Below are 23891 nucleotides of genomic sequence, written 5' to 3'. Positions count from 1 at the left end.
TCTGAATAGAACCTCCTAGTCCATTCATTGTGCCGCGGTCAGCCCGTTCACGCAAACATCCGACGGCGCGACTTCCACCCCGGCCGGCCCGGCGCCAAGCCCACGGCCCGGGCACACCCGAGCCATCCCAGGTCACATCCCGGCAGCTTCCGGGACGGCACCCAGGCGCGCTGCACGGCTTGCCGCACCCGCACCCGCTTCGACGGTCCACGGCACCAACCGCCAACCGACCCTCAGCCCCAAGAAGAGGAGGCACCCCATGCCTCAGCCCAAGCGCAAGCAGCGCCGCGTCAACCCGCACAAGGCCCCCTGGGACAAGTACCCCATCATCGTGTGGACGCCCGACCCCAACTACGTCGAACCCGAGCTCACCGTCGAGGACTGGGACGCCATCTTCAACGACCCCAGCTTCGACCTCAACGCCCCCACCCCCGCCCGCGTCGTCGGCGACCTCGGCGACATCCACGGCACCCTCACCGTCACCCGCGGCCAGTTCGACACCACCCAGCTGCCCGAACGCTGCCTCGACGCCATGAAGGACCGCCCCGGCATCGAGTTCATCATCCAGACCGACGGCACCGGCCACGCCCGCGTCCTCGGCACCGGCCGGCTCGTCGACGCCGAACTCGCCGACACCGACCCGAAGGACACCGGGCACTTCCCCACCGGGAGCACCCACGTCCCCGTCCTCAACCGCGACATCCCCGGCGCCAACCTCACCGACTGGGCCGCCGCCCTCCGCCTCAAGGCGCAGGACCTCCTCGACGTCGCCGACCAGTACGACCAGCTCGCCGCCGACGGCTGGGAAATCGTCCCCACCCAGCCCGAGATCGGGTACTACCCGCCGCCGCTGCGCCGCCGCCCCGCCGACGACGCCTGACCCGCACCACCTGAGCAGCCACCAACGTCCCGCCCGAGCAGCAGCTCGGGCGGGACGTCCCGTTCGCAGGTGAAGATCGCGCAGGGTGTTGCAATCGAACAGACGTTCGATCTACGGTCTCCGAAAGGGTCGAGCAGTTGAGCGAGGAGGAACCGTGCACACCTGTGACCGACCCGATCCCGACGCGAGCGCCGTCACGGCTCGACCGTCCCCCATCGACGCCCGGCAAGGCCGCACGGATGCCGAGCTGAGCGGGAAGTTCCTGCCTCAGCCGCTCGCTTGGCCCTCGGCCTGCTTGCGACGCCTCTCGAGGGCGCTCTCGACCTGGTCCTTGAAGTCGTCGTTGCGCATGGCGGCCGCGGTGGGGACGCGCGTGCGCAACATCAGGTACGTCGGCAGGGAGACGAACGCACGACCCTTGCGCACGTTCCCAACGGCCTTGGTGGAGACCATGCAGGACTTGGCCAGCGTCTTCTGTGTCGTCTGCTTGTCGGCCGCGGGCAGGTACTCGTTGATGTCGAGGGCGAGCTGGCGCAGCAGGTTCACGGCCATGAGCGCGTTTTGCATCTGGCTCGCGTTGGGCTTGCGATCGAGGAACTCCTGCGGGAGACGAACGCGGCCGCTGGGCCAGTTCTTCGCGAAGTCCCTGGGGGCAAGGTTCTCAAAAAGCCTCAGGCCGCCGGTGCTGTCGTCGTCCGAGTTGTCGTCGCCGGAGGCTGCACTCTTGTCGTCCTTGCCAGCCACGGCCGGAACCTTGGCAGGAACCGGTGCGCCGGTGCGCTCGATACGACCAGAAGTGGCCGTGTACGACCACTTCCGGTCGCACACGGCGATATCACCTGGGTTCGACCGGCGTTCTGGGAGGCGGGCGACACCTATCCGGCCATGTCCAACTCACTCAGCACCTCAGCAGCCCTCCAGAACCGGCCGGCACGCCACGACGACGTCGAGCAGGCCCGCCTCAGCGGAGAGGACTTCCTCAGCCTCCTGGCCATCGACCACCGCGTGGCAGGACGCGCTCTCGTGAACGCCATCAACGGCAACCAGCCCATCCCCGACCCGCAGTTCGGCTACGACTTCGACGCCACCATGCGAGCAGCTCTCGCCGAGGCGACCGTCCCCGCACCCCACGAGACTGCCGTCCCCAACGGCGGACGCCTGCCCGGCTCCATCACGTTCAACCGCACCAGCACCCCCGCCACGACCAACGTCCACGCCGCTCCGACGAAGGCCGACATGGCATGGGTCCTCGCAGCCGAGCGGTTCAGCCACGACATCCTCAAGGTCGGCGTCCCCACCACCCTGACCGCACGCGCCGCCCTCTTCGCGACCCTGTGCGAGCCCATCAAGACGGCCTTCCGCCGCCACGGCCTCGACCGCCGCGGCGCCATCGTCATGGAAGCAGCCACCAGCTACCTCATCCACCACGCCCAGCCCACCACCCTGCGCTTCGTCACCCCCGGCCAGCTCCGCCGCTGGACCGCCGACCAGTGCGACCTCCACGACGAGACCACCCACGGCTGGTGCGACAACGACGGCCTGCCCGCCCACGCCGCCGCCCGCACCGCCACCACCCGCCTCACCCGCCGGCGCCGCGTGCTCTGGGCCCACCCCGACGGCATCGGCCACGGCCTCATGCTCGACCGGTTCCACCACACGCACATCCCCAACCTCGTCCCTCTCGACTCCTGGGCGCGCCGCAAGGTCGCCGAGGACCTCACCAGCCTCGCCGACCTGCTCCGCCACACCGCGCCCGCCGCCGGCGACGTCCAGCTCCCCACCACCGACGCGTGGCCGGCCGTCCTCGGAGTCCGCGTGCTCTCGCACCGGGCGCCCAACACCAGCGTCCACTTCACCGCGACCGTCGAGAACGGCCGCATCCGCGTCGGACGCCACCACCGCCTCGGCGGCTGCGCGGTGTGCACCCCGCAGCACCTGCCCGCGAACGACGGCGCCACGCCGTCCACCACCCCGGGGCCGGTCCTTGCCCTCGCAACGGGAGCGCGGGCATGAGCGCACAGGTCATCAACTTCGAGCTGGCCGCCCAACGTGCCCCGGGTGCGCGGTGTGTCGAGCTGCTCTCCGACGGCCGCCGCAAGGGCAACCACGGCAACCGGATGTCACCGGCCATGCGGCAGCGCATCATCAACGAGCTCACCGAGACCCTCGAGGAGTTCGGCGAGGTCACCACCGCCGACAAGAAGCAGTGCGCCGCCGACGCCGACGTCACCCTTCGCACCGTCAACCGCCTGTGGGAGAAGTGGAACAACGAAGCGCTCGCCCGCGCCCGTACCCCCGCCGACACCGACGGCGAGGCGGACGGCGAGCAGGACGGGTCCGACCACGCTGCCGCCGGGTGCGCGCACACGTGCGCCGGGTCCCGGCACGGACGCGGATGCCGGAAGGACCTCCACCCCGAGGGACTGCCCGGGTGGCTCTACAAGTTCAACGAGCACGGCCGAGCCCTCCAGCTCACCCCCGCCGAGGTCGCGCTGTTCGCGTCGTACACCTACGTCTCCCACGCCCTCGAGGAGGTCCGCGCTACCGAAGGCCACCGGTTGAACAACTTCTCCGAGGCCACCATCCGTCGCGCCTGGAACAACGTCTCCGAGCCCATCCGCGTCGGCGCCCGCACGGACGCCAAGACGCAGCGGTCCGTCGAAGCGACCTGGCCGCTGACGGGACGCGAGCGCGTCAACGAGTCCTGGTCCATCGACGAGTACGACCTCAAGACCCGAGCCAAGCTCCGGGGCCATGACGTCGAACCGAAGATGCTCGTCGTCCGCGAGCGGCTCAGCGGCCTCCCGCTGGCGATGCACGTCATCCACCGGGCCGCGACCTCCGTGGACACCGCGAAGGTCCTCGCAGCCGCCGCCATCGGCTACACCGTCCCCGGCTTCCACGACGACGGGTCCGACCTCCGCGTCGCCGGCGTCGCCCGCTACCTGAACACCGACCAGGGGCAGCGTCATCGTCGGCGACGCCGGTCTCGCCGCCGCGCGCAAGCTCGGCATCAGCCCCGACCCCAGCCCGTCGCACCAGCCCCAGGCCAACGGCGACCACGAAGTGATGCACCTGTCCACGCTGCGGTACTTCGCAGACGACAGCGGCTGGCGCCGCGGATGGGCCGACCGAGCCGGCCAGCGCCTCGACCACGGCACCCCACCGTTCGAGGCCATCGTCGAACGAGCCCACGAGTGGTTCAACCACATCGTCCACGCCGCCATCACCAAGGGCCCCCACAAGGGCAAGAGCCGCCTCGAGGTGTACGCCGAGGCGGTCGCCGACGGCGTCGTCTACACCGGGCCCACCCTCACCGTCGAAGACGAAGCAGACCTCGCCGAGTTCGTCTGCACCCGCAAGTACGACGAGACCCGCGGCATCTACTTCAACAACGCCTACTACCTGTCCCGGCAGCTCGCCAGCCGTGCCGTGGAGGGTCAGGAGCTGCACATCCGTCAGCTCCTGAACCCCGACGTCCTCTACGTCTTCGACGAGTCCGGCAAGTTCCTCGCGTCCGCCACCGCGCGTGACGACGCGGACCCGGCCGACCAGCACGGTCTCCTGCAGGACCGCGCCGCCCGCGAGCAGTTCGTCGAGAAGGCACGCACCGTCCGCGCCATCCGCTCGCAGGCCCAAGCCGTCGAGGAGGAGAACCAGTGGGCCGAGGTGGCCGACGCGCTCGCCGACGCAGCCGAGGTCGCCGAAGCCCTCGCGGACACCCAGCACGACGACACCCGGCACGACGACACCCGGCACGACGACACCCGGCACGACGACACCGCCAGCGACGAGCCGGCTCCCCACGACTCCGGCACGCACGTCGACGAGTAGGAGGTGGTCCGCACGTCGACCGGCCGGCGCCGCAAGCCCGCCGAAGAGAACACCGACGACCTCGAAGCAGATGCGGAAGCGCTGGCCGCCCGCATCGCAGCCCGCCGCCGCACCCGCGATACCGACGACAGCTGACGTCCACCGCACCACGACGCCAGCACCACACCCAGCCCTGCAGCGAACTGCTGCGCCTTCGACCAGCAACAGGAAGACCAAGACCATGCTCACCGAGAACCACCCCCACGCCTGGAAGCCCGAACACGCGAACGAACACCTCGACCCCGACTTCCGGCGCACCTACATGCCGCCCGGGTCGCGCCTCGTCGTCACCCCCGACATGACCCGCCTCATCGGAGGCATGCCCACCGCCCTCGACCGCTGCACCGCCACCGTCGTCTCCGGACCCTGGGGCTCCGGGAAGTCGACCCTCCTGCAGTCCCTTGCCGCCGTGTCCGACGTCAACACCGTCCTCGTCGAAATCCCCGAGAGCGCAGGCGCCACCCGCGCCCAGTGGGACGTCCTCACCACCGCCATCACCGGCTCTGCGACGGGCACCGCGCACCAGCTCCAGCACGCCGCCCGCGACTACCTCGCAGCCGTCCCCACCCTCCTCATCGTCGACGAAGCACAGCACCTCTCCCACGCAGCGCTGCGCCAGCTCCGTTGGCTCTGGACCAGCCGCCTGCCCCGGTTCGCCATCGTCCTCGCCGGGTCGAACCTCAACGCGCACCTCGACAAGGAGCCGTCGCTGGCCACCCGCGTCAACCAGCGCATCCTGCTGCGCACCCACTCCACCGAGCTCATGGTCAAGCGGCTCCAGGCAAGCCACCCCGACCTCGCCGCCACACGCCCGCAGCTCCTCGAGCTCATCGACCAGGCCTACGGCAATGGCGTGTGGCGAAACCACTCCGAGATGCTCCTCAAGGCCGCCCTCGAGCTCGGACACACCGGACCTCTCACCCACGAGGTCGCCGAAGAGGTCATCTACGACCGCACCGGCGCACCGCTCGCCCTCACCCCTGCCGGCGCCCGTACCAGCGCACTCAAGAAGGCCGGCCGATGACCGCAGCCGACCAGTGGTACGAACCGCAGCCCGGACCCATCGCCGCTCTCGCTCATCCCGACGAACTCGGCCACGTCGTCGAGCGGCTACGCCACGTCGCCTCCCGCCACGGCGACACCGCCTGGGTCCACCCCGCGCCCGTCGCCAACGCCAGCAACGCCAAGTCCATCCTGCCCAACCTGAGCCACGACCTCCTCGACGCCATCGGAGCGGTCGGCCGTCGCGAACCACGCGCCGCCGGCGACCGCCACCTGCTCCGCGCGCTCACCCACCTCATTCACGGTCCCGTACGGCACGTCATCGTCGACGACGCGAACCACCTCAGCCTCGACGCGCTCGCCGCACTCCACGAGACCGCCCTGCTCAGCAGCGTCCAGTTGTGGCTCATCTTCGACGCCTCCCAGCGAGCCGACCGGGCCGGCGCGGGCGCCGACCGTCACCACTGGATGCAGGACACCTGCCAGCTCACCCGACCCGCCGCGCTCGTCTCCCTGTGGCAGCACCGCCCCACTGGCGACGAATGCCCGCTGCAGACGCCGGCTTGGTGGCAGCAGACCTACAGCCCCGAGGAGGCTTGGACCTGCCAGCGACCGCACAACAGCGCTCACGAACAAGCCGGGTGCCTGCTCAGCCGGGCCCGACGTGCCATGACCGCGGGACACGCGACGGCCAGTCAGGTTCGTCACCGGCTCGCCTGCGCCCTCGAGCACCCCGACACCAACGCCGACCACTACTGGACCCTCACGGCGCTCGACCGAGAACCGTGGACCGCCGGCATGGACGCCCTCGGGCAGACGCATCCCGAGGCCCAAGGCGCGCGCATCGCCGACGTCACTCCCGACGGCGGAGCTATCCGCATCCGCGACGGTCACGGGCTCACCGGCCCATGGGTGGAAGTCCACCATCGCCACCGGCTCGCGGTCGCCCGGCTGCGCACACTGCGGCGCCTCGCCGGGTGCATCGCCATCGAGCCTCTCGACGGTGTCTTCGACGAAACCCCGGGGGTTCGAGGTCACCGCGCACGCCAGACCGCCACGTGAGAGCGAGGTCAGGTCTCGGAGCGAAAAGAAAATGAAGTGCCCTCGACCTTTTCTTATTCCTTTCTCTTTACCTCACGGCCGCTCAGCGGCCGCGCCACGTGTGGACCTTCTCCCCGGTCAGGAGCGGGGCACCTTCGGGGCCCTTCACGTACGGCGCTACCCACACCGGCCGGTGCATGCCGAGCGACGGGTACCACTGCTGACGCCAGTGACCCTTCACCATCCACCGGTGCCGGTACGCACGAGTCGTCCCCGCGTACGCTGCCGCGTGGTCCGTGCCTGACCGGAGCTCGATGATCCGCACCGCGTCGAGCTGCTTCCTCAGCGGCGCCTGACGGCGGCGCGCAGCCTTGTTCTTCGGCTCCGGCACACCGGTCGTCGTCGACGCGAGACCGCGCTGCCCCATCAGCAGCCACACCGTCGACAACATGAACCCCGCCGGAGCGCCCTCGCCCGGATGCTCCTCCAACCGGTACGGCCGGTCGATCGGGTAGGCGTCACCCGTCGCCGGCGAGAGCCACTTCATCCCCAGCTCAGCAGTGAACGACGCGACGCGCTCGCGATGACGCGCCGGGTCCACCTCGCCATGAACCCGCATCAACGTCGCGGAGACCATGTCGTCCAGGTCGACGAACATCAGGACCGTCACCTCGCTGCCGTCGAGGTACCAGCCCAGGGCCCGGATGGGTTCGAGTGCAGGGTCGTTGTCGTTCTTCCACTCGTGGCCCTCCACCTGCACCGGGGTCGCGAAGACCATGAAGCCGTAGTCCGCCGGCCATAGGTCTCTGCCAAGATGCGCCTCAGTGAGGCCGTCGACCGCATCTCGGCACAGCTCGGACATCTCCTCGGAGATCCAGAACAGCTCTGCCTTCGCCATCGCCTCGAGTGCCCGCTGGTCGTCACCGCTCAGCTCGTCGAAGCCCTTCTCCGTCGCCCGGAACCGCGCGTCCGTCCGGATGCCCCGCACCGCGTCGTCCCGCAGGGCCGGCGTGCTCGCCGGCCGGCACTCGTCAACCTTCACGAAGCCCCCATCTCGTCGTGCGCTGAGCGCGCAGGTCGTCCCAGGAGAGTACGAACGACCGGCGACATCCGTGTCGACCAAGTGACTGCAGCACCACGCGACGAGGCGAGTGTCCGACTGCGAAGTCGGAGTGTCCCGGTGCGAAATCCGAGTGTCCGCGCTGGAGGACACCTGTCAACGACGGCGAGTGTCCAAGTGCGAACTCCCGCAGCGGTCCCGGGACAGTCCGCTGCGGTTCCGCAACGGCGGCGCGGAGGATGTTGCAGGGACCTCCGAGCCGCGCTGAACACGGGGCATGGAGGCGGAGGCCGGGCCGTCCCAGTCGCACGCTTGGACCAGATCGCCTGAAATCAGCAGCGGGGACCATTGCGACACCCAACGCGACATCACACGTTCGGCTGTAGGCCGGTTCTCGCGGCACTGCGGACACAGCCCCAAAGCCGCGGCACCGGCATGGTTCGCCGAGTACCTTGCGCGGCCGCGTCCGGCCCACACAGTGCCCTGCTGACGCTCAGATCGGGCGTCGAAGGGCAAGGGAAGAGCTAATCCTTTGCCTTTCACAATCGGTGGGGTCAACCCGCCAGAAGGGCTCTTAGAGTGAGCACCATGGTCACCGCGGGACCACCCGCACCCCCCGGCAAGCCCCCCGGCGCCGAGGGGCCGAGGCTCGTCCAAACGTCCGGCGCACAGACCGCCGACGCCCCCAAGAACCGGCCCGCCAACCGGCCCGCCAACATGCCCGCCAACCGGCCCGTCAGCCAGCACGACATCCAGCCTGACGACCAGCACGGCAGCCACCGGGGCCACCGCTCGGGTAGCCCAGACGCACGCCACTCCCCCACAAATCCAGCAGAACCGATCACGACGGACCCGTCGAACCGGACCGTCGCATCGCCCTTCGCGCGCCTGGTGGCCGCCGGCAACTTCCGGATCTCCAACACCAAGGACTCGACCGGCCCGGACGGCAACGCCGACTGGCATGACCCCGACCCGGACGCCGGACTCCTTCTCGGGGAGGGACGCACCCCGTACGACCGCGCCCTGAGCCGGTGGACCGACGGCGTCAGCCGCGACCGGGCGCGCACGAAGTTCCGGATGGCCAAACGGCTGCTCCTCAACGACCTCCACACCTCAGTCGGCGCCGCAGACATGCGCGCCTACCCCTGGCACCAACTCACCGTCGAGGACGCCGAGGACTTCCACCAGCTGACCTACCGGCGCTACAACAACCAGAGCACCCGCAACGACTACGTCTGCGCCGTGCGCGCCGTGGTGGTCCAGTGCTACAAGGCCGGACTCATCAGCGCCCTGCGACGCGAGCTCCTCCTTGAGGCTCTGTACACGATCGCCCCGGGCCGCTCGACCCGGCGGCACCGCATCACCGACGACGAGTTCGACCAGCTCATGGACGCCTGCCTGAGCACCGGCACCGAGTTCGCTCGCGCCCGCAACAGCGCCATCATCGCCCTCTTCCGCACCACTGGGCTTCGGGTGGGCGAGCTCGTGAGGATCGACCTCACGGACTGGGACCAGCGCCACAACCTCATCCACCTGCGCACCACCAAGAACACCGACCCCCACGTCGTGTTCTTGCATCCGGCCACCAAGGCGCTCCTGCTCGCCTGGCTCCGCGAGCGCGGCACCAAGGCAGGCAAGCTCTTCACCGCGGCACACGCCCCCATCACCAGGGCCATGGCGCCCACGTCCGTCCGCGACATGCTGGACTCCCGCTGCGACGCTGCCAGCATCGAGAGGTTCGGCACTCACGACTTCAGGCGGACCTTCGCAACCGAGATGCTTCGCACGTACGACGCAGCGCTGGTCAGCAAGCTGCTGAACCATCGCAAGCTCGGCAGCACCCTCATCTACGACATGACCTCCGACGACGAGATGCGGAACGCTATCGGCTCGATCAACCTCACGTCGCGCCGGATCGGCGGGGCAGCATGAACAGCAGCCCCCACGGAGAGGCCATCGCGGACCTGGCCGCCCGCGCGATCACCCCGAGAACGATCGTCACCACCGTGCAGTTCGACGTGGCGACGCGCGACGGGCACGGGAACGGGCTGACCCTCGACAAGCTGATCGGCAGCATCCTGGAAGATCGGAGCGACTCGTGAGCATGGAGGGACAACGACACCAGCGCGCCAGGCGGTTGCACGTCGTGAGCGAGCAGGAGGCACACGTCCTGACGATGCGCGCCGAGGCCTTCGACCGCTTTCGGCGCCGGTACCGGCACAACCCGAGCAGTCAGCAGACGATGGTGCGAGCGCTAGAGGCATTCGCCCGGCTCAGCAGCGGAGGCGACTACAAGGCTGCTGACTACCCCTGGGAGCTCCTCACCGACGAGCTCGACGTCGAGGACCTCTGGCGTTCCGCCATCGGGGACCGGTCCCACAACACCGCCATGAAGTGGGCCAGCGCTGTCCGGGTGATGCTGACCTGCTGCCGCCGCGTCGGCCTACTCACCCACGACGAACTCCTGCACGGCTCCTCGTTCGAGACCAAGAACGCCGGCAGAGTCCTTCTCCCGGCCGGACGGTACCTCTCCGAGAAGCACGTCGACTCCCTCCTCGAGGCCTGCATGACCGGCGGCGACTGCAACGATGCGACCCGCATCCGCGACCACGCACTGCTTGCGGTGCTCGCATCCTCCGGCATCCGGTCCGTCGAGATCACAGGGCTCAACCTCGCGAACATCACTCCCGGCGAGCAAAGGGTGAACCTGACGATCACCAAGGGCGGTCGTCCGCGCGAGTCCTGGCTGCACCCAGCGGCGGTCGATGCCCTTTCTGCGTGGCTCGAGATCCGGGGCCACGAGCCGGGTCCGCTGTTCCTGCCGCTCTCACGGACCGGCCGTCCTCTCCTGCGCTACGGCGCCAAGCGCATGTTCGCGTCCCGGGAGCTGAGCTACCACCAGGTTTGGAAAATCGTCCGCCACCGGGGCGAGCAGGCCGGACTCGGAGTCGTCACCCCGCACGATCTCCGCCGGTTCATGATCACCACGCTGCTCTCCAACGGATATGACCTCGTGCTCGTGTGTCGCATCGCCGGGCACGTGCGTCCTGAGACGACCGCCGGGTACGACCGCCGGCCTGCTGACGCTCAGCGCGAGGCCATCGAATCGTTGCAGTTGCGAGCATTCAACACACGGCGCTCCCGCACACTGGAGGGGGTCGACTTGGCGTCAGGGGCCGGTTCCTTCATCTGACGTCGAGGTCCGGCAGGTGCTGTAGGTAGGTGATCCCTCCCTGATTGACGCAGTCGAGCCCCAGCTCGATCGTCTGGCGCACGAACTCGCTCTCCTCAGCGTTCACCACGATCGTCCGTTCGACCCGCGTGAAGCGAGGCAGCGGTGGCGGTCACACCGACCGTCGACGCCATCAGGATCGGGCCGGGAAGAAGAGCACATGACCGTCGTCGAGATGGAAGTTCAGCAGTCGTCGGACCTGGAGCGTGACGTGGTGCCCTCAGTCACCAAGGCACTCCAGCTGCTCGACACGTTTCGCCTCCACGGCCCCACGCTGGGAGTCAGCCAGATTTCCCGCCTGGCCGGCGTCCCCAAGTCGACCGCCTTCCGGCTGCTGGCCTACCTCGAGCAGAGCGGCTTCGTCGAGCGCGACGGTCGCGGCTACTGCCTCGGTCGGCTGCTCTTCGAGCTCGGCAACAGCGTGCCGCTGTGCCGTCCCGAGGGCCTGCGCGAGACCGCGGCACCCCACCTGACCGACCTCTTCCTCGCCGCCTCCGGCAAGGCCGCGGTCCACCTCGCCGTTCTGGAGCAGACCGACGTGGTCTACCTCGAGAAGATCGCCGGGCCCCAGACCATGAGCGTCCCCACCCGCGTCGGTGGCCGGATGAACGCCGCGTGCTCCGGGCTGGGCAAGGCCATCCTCGCCTTCAGCGAGCGCGACGTGATTGCGTCCGTCCTGGACGAGGGCCTCCAGCGCCGGACGCGCTACTCCGTCGCGGACCCTGCCCGCTTCCTCCAGACGCTGCGCCGCGTAAACGCGGAGGGAGTGGCGCACGACCGCGAGGAGGTCGTGCTCGGCCTCGTGTGCACCGCCGCCCCGATCCTGCTGGACGGCCGCGCCGTGGGCGCGATCTCCATGTCCGGCAACGCGATCGGCTTCAACCCGACCACCGCCGCACCCTTGGTGCAGCGGACGGCGGCCGCGATCTCACGCGACCTCGCTGCCTGATCCGCGAGCCTGACCTCCGAATGGCACCGGCCCCCGACCGCGAAGGTCGGGGGCCGTCGCGCTCGGTGTCTCAGTTGTCGTTGATGAAGGACCGCACCAGGCGGTTGAACTCCTGCGCGTGCTCGAGCTGGGCCCAGTGGCCGCAGCGGTTGAGCAGGACCAGGCGCGAGTCCGCGATCATCGACACGAGGCGCAGCGAGTGCTCGAAGTGCACGACGCGGTCGTCGCGGCCGTGGATCAGCAGCGCCTTCGTGGTGATGATGGTGATCTCCTGCGGCGTCGCCGCGGTCGGGACCGGCCCCTTGTTCGCAAAGCTCGACAGGAAGTTGGCCAGGTGGTCCGGGCGCGAGGACGCGTTGTCGGCACGCTGCTGGGCGAGCTCGTCGGTGGCGTGCTCTGACGAGAAGGACATGATCTCTACGAGCCGCTTCATCACCTCGGGGGTCGGGTTGCGGTAGCCCTCCTGCAGGATCTTGAGGCCTTCGCTCGGGCCGTCGCCGGGGCCGAACATGGCGGGCACGGAGAAGAAGCTGCCCGGGCCCATCGTGATGAGGTGGGAGATCCGGTCGGGGTAGCGCGCGGCGAAGGTGATCGCGGTCATCCCGCCCATCGAGTTGCCGACCAGCGCAGCCTTCTCGATGCCGAGGGTGTCCATGAACTCCAGCACCGCGGCGGGGTGGTCATAGTCGTCGGACGTCGCCGCGTCGGACTGGCCCCAGCCCGGGGCGTCGAGCGCGAGCACCCGGAAGTGCTCGGACAGCGCGCCGATGTTGGGCGAGAAGTTGCTCCAGCCCGTCGCGCCCGGCCCGCTGCCGTGCAGCAGGATCACGGGGTGGCCCTCGCCGGCCTCGTTGTACTTCAGCTTCCAGCTGGCGGTCTCGACGAAGCGGGTGGTGCCCTCGTCGGTGAGTGGTGCACTCATGCTTGCTCCTGTTCGGGTCTGCAGTGTCTGCAGCGATTGAACGCCCGGCCGGGGCCGCGACGTGTGGACCGCGTGCCGCACAGCGGACCGCGGTCCGCGACCGGGAGGCGGTCGCGGTGGCACGGTTCGCCGCATGTTGCTGGAGCACCCTGCCGTGAACGGGGCGGACACCGGACACCTCACCGGCGTCGGCCCGATGCCGAGCGCCCACGAGCGCCGCCTCGCACTGCGTGCCGCCCTCGCCGCCGAGGAGCCCCTGGTCCTGCCGGGCATCACCGACGCCCTCGGCGCGCGGCTGGTCGAGACGTCCGGCTTCGCCGCGGTGTACGCCACCGGAGCGGGCCTGGCCAACGCCCAGTACGGCGTCCCCGACCTCGGGCTGATCTCGCTCGGCGAGGTCGTCGACCACGTCGGCCGACTCACCGAGGCGACGCGCCTACCGGTGGTCGTCGACGCGGACACCGGCTATGGCGGTCCGCTGGCCGCGATGCGCACGATCCGCCTGCTCGAGCGGGCCGGCGCCGCTGCCATCCAGCTCGAGGACCAGGAGATGCCCAAGCGGTGCGGACACTTCGACGACCACGCCCTCATTCCGACCGGTCACATGCAGACCAAGCTCGCCGCCGCCGCCGACGCGCGCACCGACGACGCCCTCGTGATCATCGCCCGCACCGATGCGCGCAGCGCGCACGGCATCGACGAGGCGATCGCCCGCGGCCGGGCGTACGTCGAGGCGGGCGCCGACCTCCTCTTCGTCGAGGCGCCGCGGACCGTCGCGGAGCTGGCGAGAGTCGGCCGCGAACTCGCCGGGGTGCCCCTGCTGGTCAACGTCGTGGAGGGCGGCAAGACGCCCGAGCTGGCGTTGAAGGAGTACGCCGACCTCGGCTTCGGCGTCGTCCTCTTCGCCAACTACCTGATGCGCTCGATGATGCTGGCCGGCCAGGAGGCCCTCACCCACCTCGCCGCGCACGGCGAGACCGGCACACGGTCCGACCGGATGGCGACCTGGCCCGACCGCCAGTCGCTCGTCCACCTGCCGGAGTTCGCCGCAGCCGAGGCGGCGCTCGATCAGCCATGGGACGGACGCCGATGATCCCCGGGCTGCCCTACGACACCGAGCTCCCCGAGCGCGTCGGCGTCCTCGTGCTGGGCTCTGGCCTGGCCGGCTGCGCGGCGCTGCTCGCCGCCGCCGAGGCAGGCCAGTTCGCGGTGATGCTGGAGAAGACCTCCGCGATCGGTGGCTCGACGGTCAAGTCGGCCGGCCTGTCCGCCTTCGCCGGCACCGCCGAGCAGCAGGCACAGGGCATCGCCGACTCCGTCGAGCTGCTGCGCAAGGACCTGCTCGAGGTCGGCCAGCACCGCAACGACGAGCGCCTCGTCGACCTCTACTGCGAGCACCAGCTCGAGACCTACGACTGGCTCAAGCGCCACGGCGTGCAGTACGGCGAGGTGCACGCCGCGTCAGGCCAGTCCGCCCCCCGCTCGCACCCGACCGACACCACCGCGATGCTCGTCCACCTGCTCAAGGCGGCCGGCCGGCTCGGCGCACGACTGGTGCTGGACAGCCCGGCCGAGCGGCTCGTGCTCGACGGCGGCCGCGTGGTCGGTGTCGACGTGCGCACCCCCGACGGGACACAGCGCGTACTCGCCGACGCGGTCGTGCTCGCGACCGGGGGCTTCTCCCAGAACCCCGACCTGCTCGCGCGCTTCGCCCCCCAGATGGAGCACGCGCTGCGCGCCGGTGGCGACGGCTGCGAAGGCGACGGACTGCTGATGGCGTGGCAGCTAGGCGCCGGCGTCGTCGACACCCCCTACGTCAAGGCGACCTACGGCCACTTCCACGAGATGCACCCCGACGAGGACGGCACCGGCATCCTCGCCGTCTACAAGGGCGCGATCGCGGTCAACCACGAGGGCAGGCGCTTCGTCGACGAGTCCCGCAACTACAAGGAGCTCGGCGACCGCGCGCTCGCGCAGCCGGGCGTCACGACCTTCCAGGTCTTCGACAGCCGGGTGCTCGCCGCGTCCAGCGACGAGGTGCCGATCTACGACTTCGTCGGCCGCGAGAGCTCGGGCCTGCTCGTCCGCGCCGACACGATCGAGGAGCTCGAGGCCAGGCTCGGGCTCCCCCCGGACTCCCTCGTGACGACCGTCGACGACTACAACACCGCGATCCGCGCCGCCTCCCCCGACCCGCTCGGCCGCACCCACCTGTCCGGCTCGGTCGGCGAGCCCTTCCCGCTCGAGCAGGCGCCCTACTTCGCGCACCCGTCGGGCAGCGTCGTGCTGGCGACCTACTGCGGCCTCACCGTCGACACCGACCTCCGCGTCCTGGACGTCTTCGGCGATCCCATCGACCGGCTGTACGCCGCCGGAGAGGTGATCGGCGGCTTCCACGGCGCCGGCTACATCACCGGCACGTCCATCGGGAAGGCCGGCATCTTCGGGCGCCTGGCCGGCACCCACGCCGCGGCCGAAGAGAGTGAGCTCGAGTGGTGAGCCGCTTCGACCTCACCGGTGACGTCGCCCTCGTCGTCGGCGCCGGGCCCGGCGGCCTCGGCGAGCGTGCCGCCCAGGCATTGGCCGCCCACGGCGCGACCGTGGTCCGTGCCGACGTCCACGGCGACGGCCTCCTGCACGTCGACGTGACCGACGAGGCCTCGGTCAAGTCCCTGGTCGCGACCGTCCTGGAGCAGCACGGACGCATCGACATCCTGGTCAACGCCGCTGGCGTGATGCTGCGCAAGGCCTACGACGAGACCACCGTCGCGGAGTTCGAGCACGTGGTCCGCGTGAACCTGACCGGGAGCTGGCTGCTCGCCCGCGAGGTCGCGCCGGCCATGCGCGACACGGGCCGGATCGTCACCCTCAGCACGGTCTACGCCGAGCGCGTCGGCCCCATCCCCGAGTCCGCCTACTACGCGTCCAAGGCCGGCGTCGCCAACGTGACCCGCGCCCTCGCCGCCGAGCTCGGTCCACGCGGAATCACGGTCAACTGCCTGGCACCGGGCGTCTTCTACCCGACCAAGATGACCGCCGCCCTCGGCGCGGACCCCGATCGGCTGCAGTGGTTCTCCGACCGCACGATGCTCGGCCGGCTCGGCGACCCGGCCACCGACTTCGCCGGCCCCCTCCTCTTCCTCGCCTCCAGCGCATCGTCTTACGTGACCGGACAGGTCCTGTACGTCGACGGCGGCTGGTCTGCCTGGTGACACCCATCCACCCGCACCCCACCCGCAAACCGCACCGAAAGAGACCCACCATGACGAACACCCCCCGCCGCGCACTGCTCCTGATGGACTACCAGGTCGCGCTCTGCGAGGAAGGCCCGCACCTCCGGATGCCGCCACTGGCCGCCCAGGTCGCCGAGCGCGGCGTGCTGGCCACGGCCGAGAAGGTGCTGTCGGCGGCTCGCACCGCCGGCTGGCTGGTCGTGCACGTGCGCCTCGCATTCGACCCCACGTACACGCTACGCACCAATCGCCTTCCCCGCTTCGACGCCTACCCCGATCAGAAGGCGATGCTCGCCGACTCCCCCGAGGCCCAGATCGTCGCGCAGCTCGCGCCGGTCGAAGGAGAGCCCGTGGTGGACAAGGGCTGCGTCGACCCGTTCGTCGGTACGCCGCTGCGCGACGTGCTCGCCGCCGAGGGCATCACCGAGGTGGTGCTGGGCGGTGTGGCCACCAACCTCGTCGTGGAGTCCGCGGCTAGGCACGCCAGCGATGCCGGACTGCAGGTCACGGTGGTGGAGGACATGTGCGCGTCGTTCCGTGCCGACTTCCATGACTTCTCGGTGCAGAACATGCTGCCGCTGTTTGGCACCGTCACCACGGCGGCCGACCTGCTGGGTGGGCTGTGATGGGCCGCCACAACGAGCACGACTACGACGTGGTGGTCGTCGGAGCCGGCGTCGCCGGCCTGACCGCAGCCTGCGCCGCTGCGGAGGCCGGTGCCCGGGTCGCGATCCTGGAGAGGTCCACCGAGCCCGAGACGGGCGGCAACACCCGCTACACCGAGGCGTTCCTGCGGATGAAGTCGCTCGAGGAGACCGCCGACGGCTTGGAGGACACGCTCGTCGACGACTTCATGGGCCACCCCGACCCGTCGATCATGGCCGACGCCGCACGCCCCCCCAAGCGTCAGTCGCCGCTCTACAAGGCGCACCACGCCGTCGATCCCGACTACGTCGCCGAGCTCGCGGCGTCTGCGCCCGACACGCTGGCCTGGATGGGCGGGCACGGCATGCGCTACGACTTCCTGCCCACGCCGTTCCTCACCACCTCGACGACCCGGATGGCGCCGGTCGGCGGGGGTCTCGCCATCGTCGAGACCATGGGCAAGGCGGCCCGCGGGCTCGGCGTGGAGTTCCGCTTCGAGACCACCGCCCGCTCTCTCGTCACCGGCGCCACCGGCGTCGAAGGCGTCGTCGCGGACACCCCCGCCGGCCGGGTCACGTTCGGTGGCCGGGTGGTGCTGGCCTCGGGCGGCTACCAGGGCAACGCCGAGATGATGGCGCGCTACCACGGCGACCGTGCGCTCACGTCTCGACCGGTGGCCCGCGGCGGCAACTACAACAAGGGTGAGGGCATCGAGATGGCGCTGGCGGTCGGCGCCGCCACGGCCGGCAACTTCTCGCTCTTCCATGCCGAGCCGGTCGACCCGCGCTCCGGCGAGCCCGAGGCCGCGATCTTCGCCTTCCCCTACGGCGTGCTCGTCAACGCGGAGGGCGAGCGGTTCGTCGACGAGGCCCGCGGCCCGATCGACGCGTGGTACGAGCGCACCACCCGGGACATCGCCGCCCAGACCGGCGGCGTCGCCTGGGCGGTCCTCGACCAGCAGGCGCTGTCGGTGCCCAACATCCGCTCCGGGATCCGCACCGAGGTCCCGCCCGTGGTCGCCGGGACGATCGAGGAGCTGGCGGCCGGGATCGGCGCGCCCGCGGAGGCGCTCGCGCGGACGCTTTCGGCGTACAACACGGCGTGCGGCGAGGGTGAGTTCTCGCCGCTGGCGCCGGACGGTCTGGCGACCAGCGGTCTCGTCCCCCCGAAGTCCCACTGGGCACGGCCGGTCAGCGAGGGTCCGTTCGAGGCCTACCCGATCATGGCGGCCAACGTGTTCACCTTCGGCGGGCTCAAGACCACTGCGGCAGCGGAGGTCGTCGACAACGACGGCCGCGTGGTTCGCGGGCTGTGGGCTGCGGGCGAGATGACCGGGCTCTACTACTCCAACTACACCGGTTCCACGTCGGTGCTGCGCGGGGCGACGTTCGGCAGGATCGCCGGACGTGAGGCGGCTCGCGGATGAGGATCTGGCACCAGAGCTTCACCGTCCTCGACGACGTGCCGCACTACCGCGACGCGCTGCACCGGCACTTCGCCGCACAGGTCGGTGCGGGCACGACGATCGACCTGCACGGAATGGCCGCGGGCACCTACCCGAGCGACTACCCCGGCACACACATCGGCTATGCCTACCTCGCAGGACTCCACCGCGAGCAGTTCGTGCACGCCGCGCTTCGGGCGCAGGACGAGGGCTACGACACGTTCCTCATCGGCACCATCCCCGACACCGGGTTCGAGGAGGTCCGCACGCTGGTCGACATCCCGGTCGTCGCCTTCGGTCAGACCTCGGTGCTCATGGCGGCCCAGCTCGGCGACTGCGTCGGCATCGTCAACTTCATCGGGGCCCTGGTCCCGCAGCTGCGGCGCAACTTCCGCAACTACCGCCTGGAGGCACTCGTCGGCCCGATCGTTCAGGTGGAGGCGGGCTTCACCGACGTCATGGCGGCGTACGCCGACCCGATGCCGCTGCTCGACGCCTTCGCGTCGGCAGCCCGACGAGCCATCGCCGAGGGCGCGACGGTGATCGTGCCGGGCGAGGGCCCTCTTAACGTGTTCCTCGCCGACCAGGGCATGGTCGAGGTGGATGGCGTCCCCGTCCTCGACTCGCTCGGCACCTGCGCCCGGGTCGCCGAGCTGCGCGGCGCCCAGCACCGCGCGAGTGGCATCCGGCCCAGCCGGGTGGGGTTCTACGGCGCGCGGCCGCCCCGCGAGCTCGTCGACGCGGCACGCTCGTTCTACGGCGTACCGGAGTCATTGGCATGACCGACGTCGACGTCGACGTCGTCGTGGCGGGCGGCGGCGCTGCCGGACTGATGACCGCGCTGCGCGCGTCGCTCGACGAGGACCTGGTCGTGGCAGTCTTCGAGAAGTCGACGCGCGAGGGCTGCAACGCCGCCATCTCCAGCGGCTCGCTCGCCGCCGGCGGCACCCGGTTCCAGCGGGACGCGGGCATCAAGGACTCGCCGCAGCAGCACGCCGACGACATCCTTAAGGCCAGCGGCGACGAGGAGTGGCGCCCGGTCGTCGAGGCTCTCTGCGCGGTCGCACCCAACCTCGTGGAGTGGATCGCCGACACCGGCTACCCGATAGAGATCGGCGCCGACATGCCACGCGCCGGGATGTCCGTCCCGCGCCTGCACACCGACGTCGGTCGTGTCGGCGGCGGCCGGCTGGTGCGACACCTGCGCGACCTGCTCGCCGCTCGCCCCAACGTGGCCTTCGTCGATGAGAGCCCGGTCGTCGACCTCCTGGCCTCGAAGTCCGGCATCGACGGGGTGGTTGTCGAGCAGAACGGCGCCCGTGAGGAGGTCACCGCACACGCGACGGTCCTCGCCACCGACGGCTTTGCGGCCCACCCCGCGCTGATGGCCGAGCACCTGCCCCACCTCGGCGAGCCGTTCCACGGCGGCACGTCGACTAACACCGGTGACGCGATCGGCTGGCTCGCCGGTGTCGGCGCGCAGCTCCGCAACATGGGTGCGGCACTTCGCTCAGGCTTGGTCGTCGTGGGCCACGGCACCCGCGTCTCCCCCGCCCTCCAGTTCAACGGCGCCGTCCTGCTGGACACGTCGGGTGCGCGGTTCGTCGACGAGGAGGCACACGGCTACTCCTCGATGGCGGGCATCCTCCAACGCCAGCCGGGCGAGCGTGCCGCGATGGTGTGGGACGCAACCGCGATGGCAGCCACCGCGGAGTCCGAGATGATGCGCGACTGCCTGGCTGCCGGAGCGATCTCCGAAGTTGAGTCCCTCGCCGACTTGGCCGGTCGGCTCGGCCTGTCTGTCGCGACCACCGAACGCGCACTCACGCCCCACCCCGGACGCCGCGCTCTCCAGGCGCCGTACCACCTCGCATGGGTGACCCACGGCGTCCTCACCACCCAGGGCGGCGCCGTCATTGACCCGACCGGCCGGGTGCTCGACATCTCCGGAGCCCCCATCCCCCGGCTCTTTGCGGCTGGCGGCGCCGCCTGTGGCCTGGCCGGGACGAGCTCGGACGGCTACAGCTCAGGCAATGGCCTGCTGTCGGCCTTCGGCATGGGCTGGATCGTCGGAAACGCGCTGGCCGGCGTCCCGGAATGTCCCACCACCCATCAGAGGAGCACCAGCTGAGCAACCGCGTCAGTCGAGCGAGCGGTGGATGGATTTGTACGTGACGTACTGCGACAGGCCCTCGATGCCGTACTCGACCCCGAGGCCGGAGTCGTGGCGGCCACCGAAGGGCGCATTGTGGTTGGAGCCGAAGAAGTTCAGGCCTACGGAACCGGTGTCCATCCGCTCGGCGACCGCGAGGGCGCGGGCGGGGTTGGCCGAGAAGACCAGCCCGCCGAGGCCGAACGGAGTGTCGTTGGCGATCGCCACGGCTTCATCGAGGTCGGTGTAGCGCAGCACGCTCACGACGGGGCCGAAGATCTCCTCCTTGGCCACACGCATGTCCGGGGTGACGTCGGCCAGGACCGTGGGCTCGATGAACCAGCCGCGCTCGGTCGCGGCCGGGCGACCGCCCGTGGTGGCCCTCGCGCCCTCGGCACGGGCCGAGTCGAGGAAGCCGCGCACCACCTCGTACTGCGCCCGGGACGCCATCGGGCCGAAGACGGTGGCCTCGTCGAAGGGGTCGCCCTGCCGCGCGCCCGCGACGGTTCGGGTGACCATGTCGACCACCTCGTCGTACCGCGAGGACGGGGCCAGGATGCGGGTCGAGATGTAGCAGGTCTGACCGGTGTTGCGCAGGCAGCTGCGGACCAGCACGGACGCGACCTGGTCGAGGTCGGCATCGTCCAGCACGATCGCCGATGACTTCCCGCCGAGCTCGAGCGTGACCGGGCGGAGCAGCTCGCCGCAGGCGGCGGCGATCCGACGCCCGACGGGCGTCGACCCGGTGAATGCGACCTTGGCGGTGAGGGGGTGGCGCACCAAGCGGTCGCCGACCTCTCCCCCGCCCGTCACTAGGTTGACGACTCCCGCCGGGAGGCCGGCCGCCTCGCACGCCTCGACGACGAAGCGGATCGACAGCGAGGTGCCGGGGGCCGGCTTCATCACCACGGTGTTGCCGGCGAGCAGGGCCGGCGCGAGCTTGACCACCATGAGGTTGATCGGGAAGTTCCACGGGGCGATGAGCGCGCAGACACCGAGGGGGTCCTTGCGCACCACGGACTCCGCGCCACCCGCGGGGAACGGGCGCATGTCCTCGTCCTCGAGCCACGGCGCAAGTCCGGCGACGTGACGGAAGATGCCGGCGGCGTTGGCGGCGGCGCCGCGCGTCTCGTTGACCGGCGACCCGTTCTCCAAGGTGTTGGTGACCGCCATGTCCCCGGCGCGGGCCTCCAGTTCGTCGGCGACGCGCAGCAGGAGGGCTGCTCGTGACGAGGGGGTGCTCGTCGACCACGGACCCGCCCGGAACGCCCGGTCCGCAGCGTTCATCGCCGCGTCCACGTCCTCGGCCGAGCAGTCCGGGACCGATCCCCACTCACGCTCCGTCGCCGGGTCGACCTGCGCGATCCGCGAGGACGACGACGACGCGCGCCAGCCCCCGTCGACGTAGAGGTCATCGGCGTGGGTCCACCGCGGTACGTGCGTCTGCGCGGTGTCCGCCGCGCTGGTCGCGGTCACCGGATCACCGCGGTCTTGAGGAGCGCGCGGGAGCGACCGAGGTCGGCGGACGCCATCTCGACGGCCGCGGCGGTGATGAGCTCGGGGATGATCTCCGCCTGGAGCCGGTCGGTGTAGGTGGCCGGGTCCATCCGGAACCAGCCCGACGCGAGGGCGATGCCCGCGTGGTCGAAGCGCCAGAGCCGGTCGGCGTCACGGACCAGCGCGTCTTCCAGGGAGTAGGCGTCCTGCCGGGTGTCGTGCCCGTCGATGATCGCGCACACCGCGTCGACGAAGGGCTCGGCGTAGCCGAGTCCGGGCAGCACCTCGCGGGCGATGATGCAGCCCTGCTTCTCGTGCTCGAAGCGGATCGCGGCCTTGCGCCAGTCGCCGGTGAAGCCCTCGGAGATGATGCGGCTCTCGTCGACGCGTCCCCACCCGGTGTCGTGGAGCAGGATGGCCACACGCACGAGGAGGCGGTCGGCGTCGGGGTGGGCGTCGCACAGCCGCTCGGCGTAGGCCAGCGAGATCGGCAGGTGGATGTCGTTGCCCCGGGTGCGGGTCTCGGTGACGACCGAGCGCCACACGGGGTCGAGGTCGTCGCCGGCCGCCGGGGTCAGCGAGATCGGTGAGGCATCGACCGGTCCGGCGGCGGGGACCGGGCGCTCGGCGGGCAGGTCGGCGGTCCGGTGGGCTTGGGCGGGCTGGGCGGTCATGGGGTCCTCATTCCGCCGCGACGAGCGCGGCCGGGTCGACGGTTACGGACTTGAGCGGGACTGCGGGGTCGACGGCGTCGTCGTAGCCGATCACCAGTCCCTTCGACAGCGCGTTGCGCACGGCCATGAAGTCCAGGGGGTGGTTGATGCAGTCGGCGGCGAGCAGCCGGTCCCCGCGGTAGTAGAGGACCGAGTGCTTGCCGCGCTCCGGGTCGGCGCGTACCAGCGTGCGGTCGTGGCCGGTCGACAGCCCGGCGATCTGCAGCTTGATGTCGCCCTGGTTGGACCAGAACCACGGGATGCCGGCGTACTCCTCGCGCCGGCCGGTGATGGCGTAGGCGGCCACCTTGGCCTGCTCGATGGCGTTGTTGACGCTCTCGAAGCGCACCCGGTCACCCTCGGGGGCACCGGGGATGGGGTTCGGCTGGTTGGCACAGTCGCCGACCGCCACGGTCACGCCGTCCGAGGCGAGGGCGGAGGAGTCGACGCGGATGCCGTTGTCGCACTCGAGGCCGATCGACTCGGCGAGCTCGGTGTTGGGGATCACTCCGACGCCGACGAGCACGAGGTCGGCCGGCACGACCCGTCCGTCGCCGAGCTCGACGCCGCCGACCCGGTCGCCGTGCGCGACGATGCGGCGCACGTCCGCACCGAGCACGACCTCGATGCCGGCGGATCGGTGGTGCTCGAGGAGGTAGGCCGACGTCTGCTCCCCCACGGCGCGGGCCACCAGGCGGGGAGCGGCCTCGAGCAGTGTGACGGTGCGTCCCATCTTGTGCAGGGAGGCCGCGGCCTCGATCCCGATGAACCCGCCGCCGATGATGACCACGTCGCGCACGGCCGGCACGCGTGCCTTCAGCTCGAGGGCGTCGTCGGCGTTGCGCAGGTAGAGCACGCCGGGCAGGTCCACGCCTTCGAGGAGGAGCCGTCGCGGCCGGGCCCCCACGGCGAGGGCGAGTCGGTCGAACGCGAGCTCGCGCCCCGACAGCGCATGGGCCACCCCGGAGCCGTCGTCACGCTTGTTGATGCGGATGATCCGCTCGTTCTTCACCACCTCGATGCGGTGCTCGTCCCAGTAGTCCTGGGTGCGGAACATCAACGACTCGTTGGTGATCTCCCCCTGCAGCCACTCCTTCGACAGCGCCGGGCGCTGGTAGGGACGGTGGTTCTCGTCGCCCAGCAGGGTGATCGGCTCGTCGTACCCGAGGGCACGCAGCGAGGTGGCGAGGGAGACGCCGGCCTGGGAGGAGCCGACGACGAGGAGTCCGTGGGTCGCGGGCACGTCGC

The 23891-nt window shown here is 70.6% G+C and carries 24 protein-coding genes; 17 read left to right on the top strand and 7 right to left on the bottom strand.

The annotated features are described in order from the left end of the window. The first annotated feature begins 259 nt into the window (after window positions 1-259). The gene (locus tag ACNKF0_RS09290; RefSeq protein WP_416957742.1) at window positions 260-880 is read left to right on the top strand and encodes a hypothetical protein; all 621 of its coding nucleotides are present in this window, start codon (window positions 260-262) and stop codon (window positions 878-880) included. A 267-nt stretch (window positions 881-1147) separates the two neighbouring features. On the opposite strand, the gene ACNKF0_RS09285 is transcribed toward ACNKF0_RS09290, so the two are convergent. Continuing rightward, complete coding sequence (locus ACNKF0_RS09285) at window positions 1148-1624, bottom strand: hypothetical protein (RefSeq protein ID WP_416957740.1); 477 nt, start codon at window positions 1622-1624, stop codon at window positions 1148-1150. Between the two features lie 141 nt (window positions 1625-1765). Here ACNKF0_RS09285 and ACNKF0_RS09280 point away from each other — a divergent pair, with 141 nt between their 5' ends. After that, complete coding sequence (locus ACNKF0_RS09280) at window positions 1766-2893, top strand: hypothetical protein (protein ID WP_416957738.1); 1128 nt, start codon at window positions 1766-1768, stop codon at window positions 2891-2893. A 107-nt stretch (window positions 2894-3000) separates the two neighbouring features. On the opposite strand, the gene ACNKF0_RS09275 is transcribed toward ACNKF0_RS09280, so the two are convergent. Continuing rightward, entirely contained in the window at window positions 3001-3852 is an 852-nt protein-coding gene (locus ACNKF0_RS09275) for a hypothetical protein (RefSeq protein WP_416957736.1), read from the bottom strand. Window positions 3853-3949: 97 nt separating this feature from the next. On the opposite strand from ACNKF0_RS09275, the gene ACNKF0_RS09270 reads away from it, so the two are divergent. The 4 genes from ACNKF0_RS09270 to ACNKF0_RS09255 all read left to right on the top strand — a co-directional run bounded on the left by ACNKF0_RS09270 (window position 3950) and on the right by ACNKF0_RS09255 (window position 6817). After that, window positions 3950-4714 carry a hypothetical protein gene (locus ACNKF0_RS09270; RefSeq protein ID WP_416957734.1) on the top strand — a complete coding sequence of 255 codons (765 nt, stop codon included), beginning with the start codon at window positions 3950-3952 and terminating at the stop codon, window positions 4712-4714. A 3-nt stretch (window positions 4715-4717) separates the two neighbouring features. Continuing rightward, window positions 4718-4849, top strand: coding sequence for a hypothetical protein (locus tag ACNKF0_RS09265; RefSeq protein WP_416957732.1), 132 nt, complete (start codon window positions 4718-4720; stop codon window positions 4847-4849). An 85-nt stretch (window positions 4850-4934) separates the two neighbouring features. Further along, a complete protein-coding gene (locus ACNKF0_RS09260; RefSeq protein ID WP_416957730.1) occupies window positions 4935-5777 on the top strand; it encodes an AAA family ATPase in 843 nt (280 codons plus the stop codon). Beyond that, window positions 5774-6817, top strand: a complete 1044-nt coding sequence (locus ACNKF0_RS09255; protein WP_416957728.1) for a hypothetical protein — start codon at window positions 5774-5776, stop codon at window positions 6815-6817. Before ACNKF0_RS09260 ends, ACNKF0_RS09255 begins: the two co-directional genes overlap by 4 nt. Before the next feature lie 82 nt (window positions 6818-6899). On the opposite strand, the gene ACNKF0_RS09250 is transcribed toward ACNKF0_RS09255, so the two are convergent. Then, on the bottom strand, window positions 6900-8009 hold the full coding sequence (locus ACNKF0_RS09250) for a hypothetical protein (protein ID WP_416957726.1): 1110 nt from the start codon (window positions 8007-8009) through the stop codon (window positions 6900-6902). 435 nt (window positions 8010-8444) lie between these two features. Here ACNKF0_RS09250 and ACNKF0_RS09245 point away from each other — a divergent pair, with 435 nt between their 5' ends. The 4 genes from ACNKF0_RS09245 (at window position 8445) to ACNKF0_RS09230 (ending at window position 12037) form a co-directional block, all read left to right on the top strand. Further along, window positions 8445-9788, top strand: a complete 1344-nt coding sequence (locus tag ACNKF0_RS09245) for a tyrosine-type recombinase/integrase (protein ID WP_416957724.1) — start codon at window positions 8445-8447, stop codon at window positions 9786-9788. Beyond that, window positions 9785-9958 (top strand): hypothetical protein, encoded by a 174-nt coding sequence (locus tag ACNKF0_RS09240; RefSeq protein WP_416957722.1) that lies wholly within the window; start codon window positions 9785-9787, stop codon window positions 9956-9958. The genes ACNKF0_RS09245 and ACNKF0_RS09240 overlap by 4 nt, the downstream gene beginning before the upstream one ends. A gap of 44 nt (window positions 9959-10002) precedes the next feature. Next, complete coding sequence (locus ACNKF0_RS09235) at window positions 10003-11049, top strand: tyrosine-type recombinase/integrase (protein ID WP_416957720.1); 1047 nt, start codon at window positions 10003-10005, stop codon at window positions 11047-11049. Window positions 11050-11248: 199 nt separating this feature from the next. After that, entirely contained in the window at window positions 11249-12037 is a 789-nt protein-coding gene (locus tag ACNKF0_RS09230) for an IclR family transcriptional regulator (protein WP_416957718.1), read from the top strand. 70 nt (window positions 12038-12107) lie between these two features. Here ACNKF0_RS09230 and ACNKF0_RS09225 read toward each other — a convergent pair whose 3' ends face one another. Further along, entirely contained in the window at window positions 12108-12959 is an 852-nt protein-coding gene (locus tag ACNKF0_RS09225; RefSeq protein ID WP_416957716.1) for an alpha/beta fold hydrolase, read from the bottom strand. A gap of 133 nt (window positions 12960-13092) precedes the next feature. On the opposite strand from ACNKF0_RS09225, the gene ACNKF0_RS09220 reads away from it, so the two are divergent. Genes ACNKF0_RS09220 through ACNKF0_RS09190 form a run of 7 tightly spaced genes read left to right on the top strand, consistent with a single transcriptional unit; the run spans window position 13093 to window position 20412 of the window. After that, window positions 13093-14052 (top strand): isocitrate lyase/PEP mutase family protein, encoded by a 960-nt coding sequence (locus ACNKF0_RS09220; protein WP_416957714.1) that lies wholly within the window; start codon window positions 13093-13095, stop codon window positions 14050-14052. Next, window positions 14034-15458 carry an FAD-dependent oxidoreductase gene (locus ACNKF0_RS09215; protein WP_416957711.1) on the top strand — a complete coding sequence of 475 codons (1425 nt, stop codon included), beginning with the start codon at window positions 14034-14036 and terminating at the stop codon, window positions 15456-15458. Before ACNKF0_RS09220 ends, ACNKF0_RS09215 begins: the two co-directional genes overlap by 19 nt. Next, window positions 15455-16171, top strand: coding sequence for an SDR family NAD(P)-dependent oxidoreductase (locus ACNKF0_RS09210; RefSeq protein WP_416957709.1), 717 nt, complete (start codon window positions 15455-15457; stop codon window positions 16169-16171). The genes ACNKF0_RS09215 and ACNKF0_RS09210 overlap by 4 nt, the downstream gene beginning before the upstream one ends. Before the next feature lie 50 nt (window positions 16172-16221). After that, a complete protein-coding gene (locus ACNKF0_RS09205; RefSeq protein ID WP_416957707.1) occupies window positions 16222-16818 on the top strand; it encodes a cysteine hydrolase family protein in 597 nt (198 codons plus the stop codon). Further along, entirely contained in the window at window positions 16818-18263 is a 1446-nt protein-coding gene (locus ACNKF0_RS09200; RefSeq protein ID WP_416957705.1) for an FAD-dependent oxidoreductase, read from the top strand. The genes ACNKF0_RS09205 and ACNKF0_RS09200 overlap by 1 nt, the downstream gene beginning before the upstream one ends. Then, the gene (locus ACNKF0_RS09195) at window positions 18260-19063 is read left to right on the top strand and encodes an aspartate/glutamate racemase family protein (protein ID WP_416957703.1); all 804 of its coding nucleotides are present in this window, start codon (window positions 18260-18262) and stop codon (window positions 19061-19063) included. The genes ACNKF0_RS09200 and ACNKF0_RS09195 overlap by 4 nt, the downstream gene beginning before the upstream one ends. After that, window positions 19060-20412 carry an FAD-dependent oxidoreductase gene (locus tag ACNKF0_RS09190; RefSeq protein ID WP_416957701.1) on the top strand — a complete coding sequence of 451 codons (1353 nt, stop codon included), beginning with the start codon at window positions 19060-19062 and terminating at the stop codon, window positions 20410-20412. Before ACNKF0_RS09195 ends, ACNKF0_RS09190 begins: the two co-directional genes overlap by 4 nt. 9 nt (window positions 20413-20421) lie before the next feature. On the opposite strand, the gene ACNKF0_RS09185 is transcribed toward ACNKF0_RS09190, so the two are convergent. The 3 genes from ACNKF0_RS09185 to ACNKF0_RS09175 are packed head-to-tail and all read right to left on the bottom strand — an operon-like array spanning window position 20422 to window position 23886. Next, on the bottom strand, window positions 20422-21909 hold the full coding sequence (locus tag ACNKF0_RS09185) for an aldehyde dehydrogenase family protein (RefSeq protein ID WP_416957699.1): 1488 nt from the start codon (window positions 21907-21909) through the stop codon (window positions 20422-20424). Next, complete coding sequence (locus ACNKF0_RS09180; protein WP_416957697.1) at window positions 21906-22604, bottom strand: HD domain-containing protein; 699 nt, start codon at window positions 22602-22604, stop codon at window positions 21906-21908. Before ACNKF0_RS09180 ends, ACNKF0_RS09185 begins: the two co-directional genes overlap by 4 nt. Window positions 22605-22611: 7 nt before the next feature. Beyond that, window positions 22612-23886, bottom strand: a complete 1275-nt coding sequence (locus ACNKF0_RS09175; RefSeq protein WP_416957695.1) for an NAD(P)/FAD-dependent oxidoreductase — start codon at window positions 23884-23886, stop codon at window positions 22612-22614. Window positions 23887-23891: the final 5 nt, after the last annotated feature.

Origin of the sequence: Nocardioides sp. T5, from assembly GCF_048161455.1 — a bacterium.
GTDB lineage: Bacteria > Actinomycetota > Actinomycetes > Propionibacteriales > Nocardioidaceae > Nocardioides.
This window is presented reverse-complemented; position numbering and strand designations above follow the sequence as displayed.

Coding starts and splice junctions, on each gene's coding strand:
- ACNKF0_RS09290 (WP_416957742.1), top strand. CDS start 260: ATGCCTCAGCCCAAGCGCAAGCAGCGCCGCGTCAACCCGCACAAGGCC.
- ACNKF0_RS09280 (WP_416957738.1), top strand. CDS start 1,766: ATGTCCAACTCACTCAGCACCTCAGCAGCCCTCCAGAACCGGCCGGCA.
- ACNKF0_RS09275 (WP_416957736.1), bottom strand. CDS start 3,852: ATGACGCTGCCCCTGGTCGGTGTTCAGGTAGCGGGCGACGCCGGCGAC.
- ACNKF0_RS09270 (WP_416957734.1), top strand. CDS start 3,950: ATGCACCTGTCCACGCTGCGGTACTTCGCAGACGACAGCGGCTGGCGC.
- ACNKF0_RS09260 (WP_416957730.1), top strand. CDS start 4,935: ATGCTCACCGAGAACCACCCCCACGCCTGGAAGCCCGAACACGCGAAC.
- ACNKF0_RS09255 (WP_416957728.1), top strand. CDS start 5,774: ATGACCGCAGCCGACCAGTGGTACGAACCGCAGCCCGGACCCATCGCC.
- ACNKF0_RS09245 (WP_416957724.1), top strand. CDS start 8,445: ATGGTCACCGCGGGACCACCCGCACCCCCCGGCAAGCCCCCCGGCGCC.
- ACNKF0_RS09240 (WP_416957722.1), top strand. CDS start 9,785: ATGAACAGCAGCCCCCACGGAGAGGCCATCGCGGACCTGGCCGCCCGC.
- ACNKF0_RS09230 (WP_416957718.1), top strand. CDS start 11,249: ATGACCGTCGTCGAGATGGAAGTTCAGCAGTCGTCGGACCTGGAGCGT.
- ACNKF0_RS09225 (WP_416957716.1), bottom strand. CDS start 12,959: ATGAGTGCACCACTCACCGACGAGGGCACCACCCGCTTCGTCGAGACC.
- ACNKF0_RS09220 (WP_416957714.1), top strand. CDS start 13,093: ATGTTGCTGGAGCACCCTGCCGTGAACGGGGCGGACACCGGACACCTC.
- ACNKF0_RS09215 (WP_416957711.1), top strand. CDS start 14,034: ATGGGACGGACGCCGATGATCCCCGGGCTGCCCTACGACACCGAGCTC.
- ACNKF0_RS09205 (WP_416957707.1), top strand. CDS start 16,222: ATGACGAACACCCCCCGCCGCGCACTGCTCCTGATGGACTACCAGGTC.
- ACNKF0_RS09200 (WP_416957705.1), top strand. CDS start 16,818: ATGGGCCGCCACAACGAGCACGACTACGACGTGGTGGTCGTCGGAGCC.
- ACNKF0_RS09195 (WP_416957703.1), top strand. CDS start 18,260: ATGAGGATCTGGCACCAGAGCTTCACCGTCCTCGACGACGTGCCGCAC.
- ACNKF0_RS09190 (WP_416957701.1), top strand. CDS start 19,060: ATGACCGACGTCGACGTCGACGTCGTCGTGGCGGGCGGCGGCGCTGCC.
- ACNKF0_RS09180 (WP_416957697.1), bottom strand. CDS start 22,604: ATGACCGCCCAGCCCGCCCAAGCCCACCGGACCGCCGACCTGCCCGCC.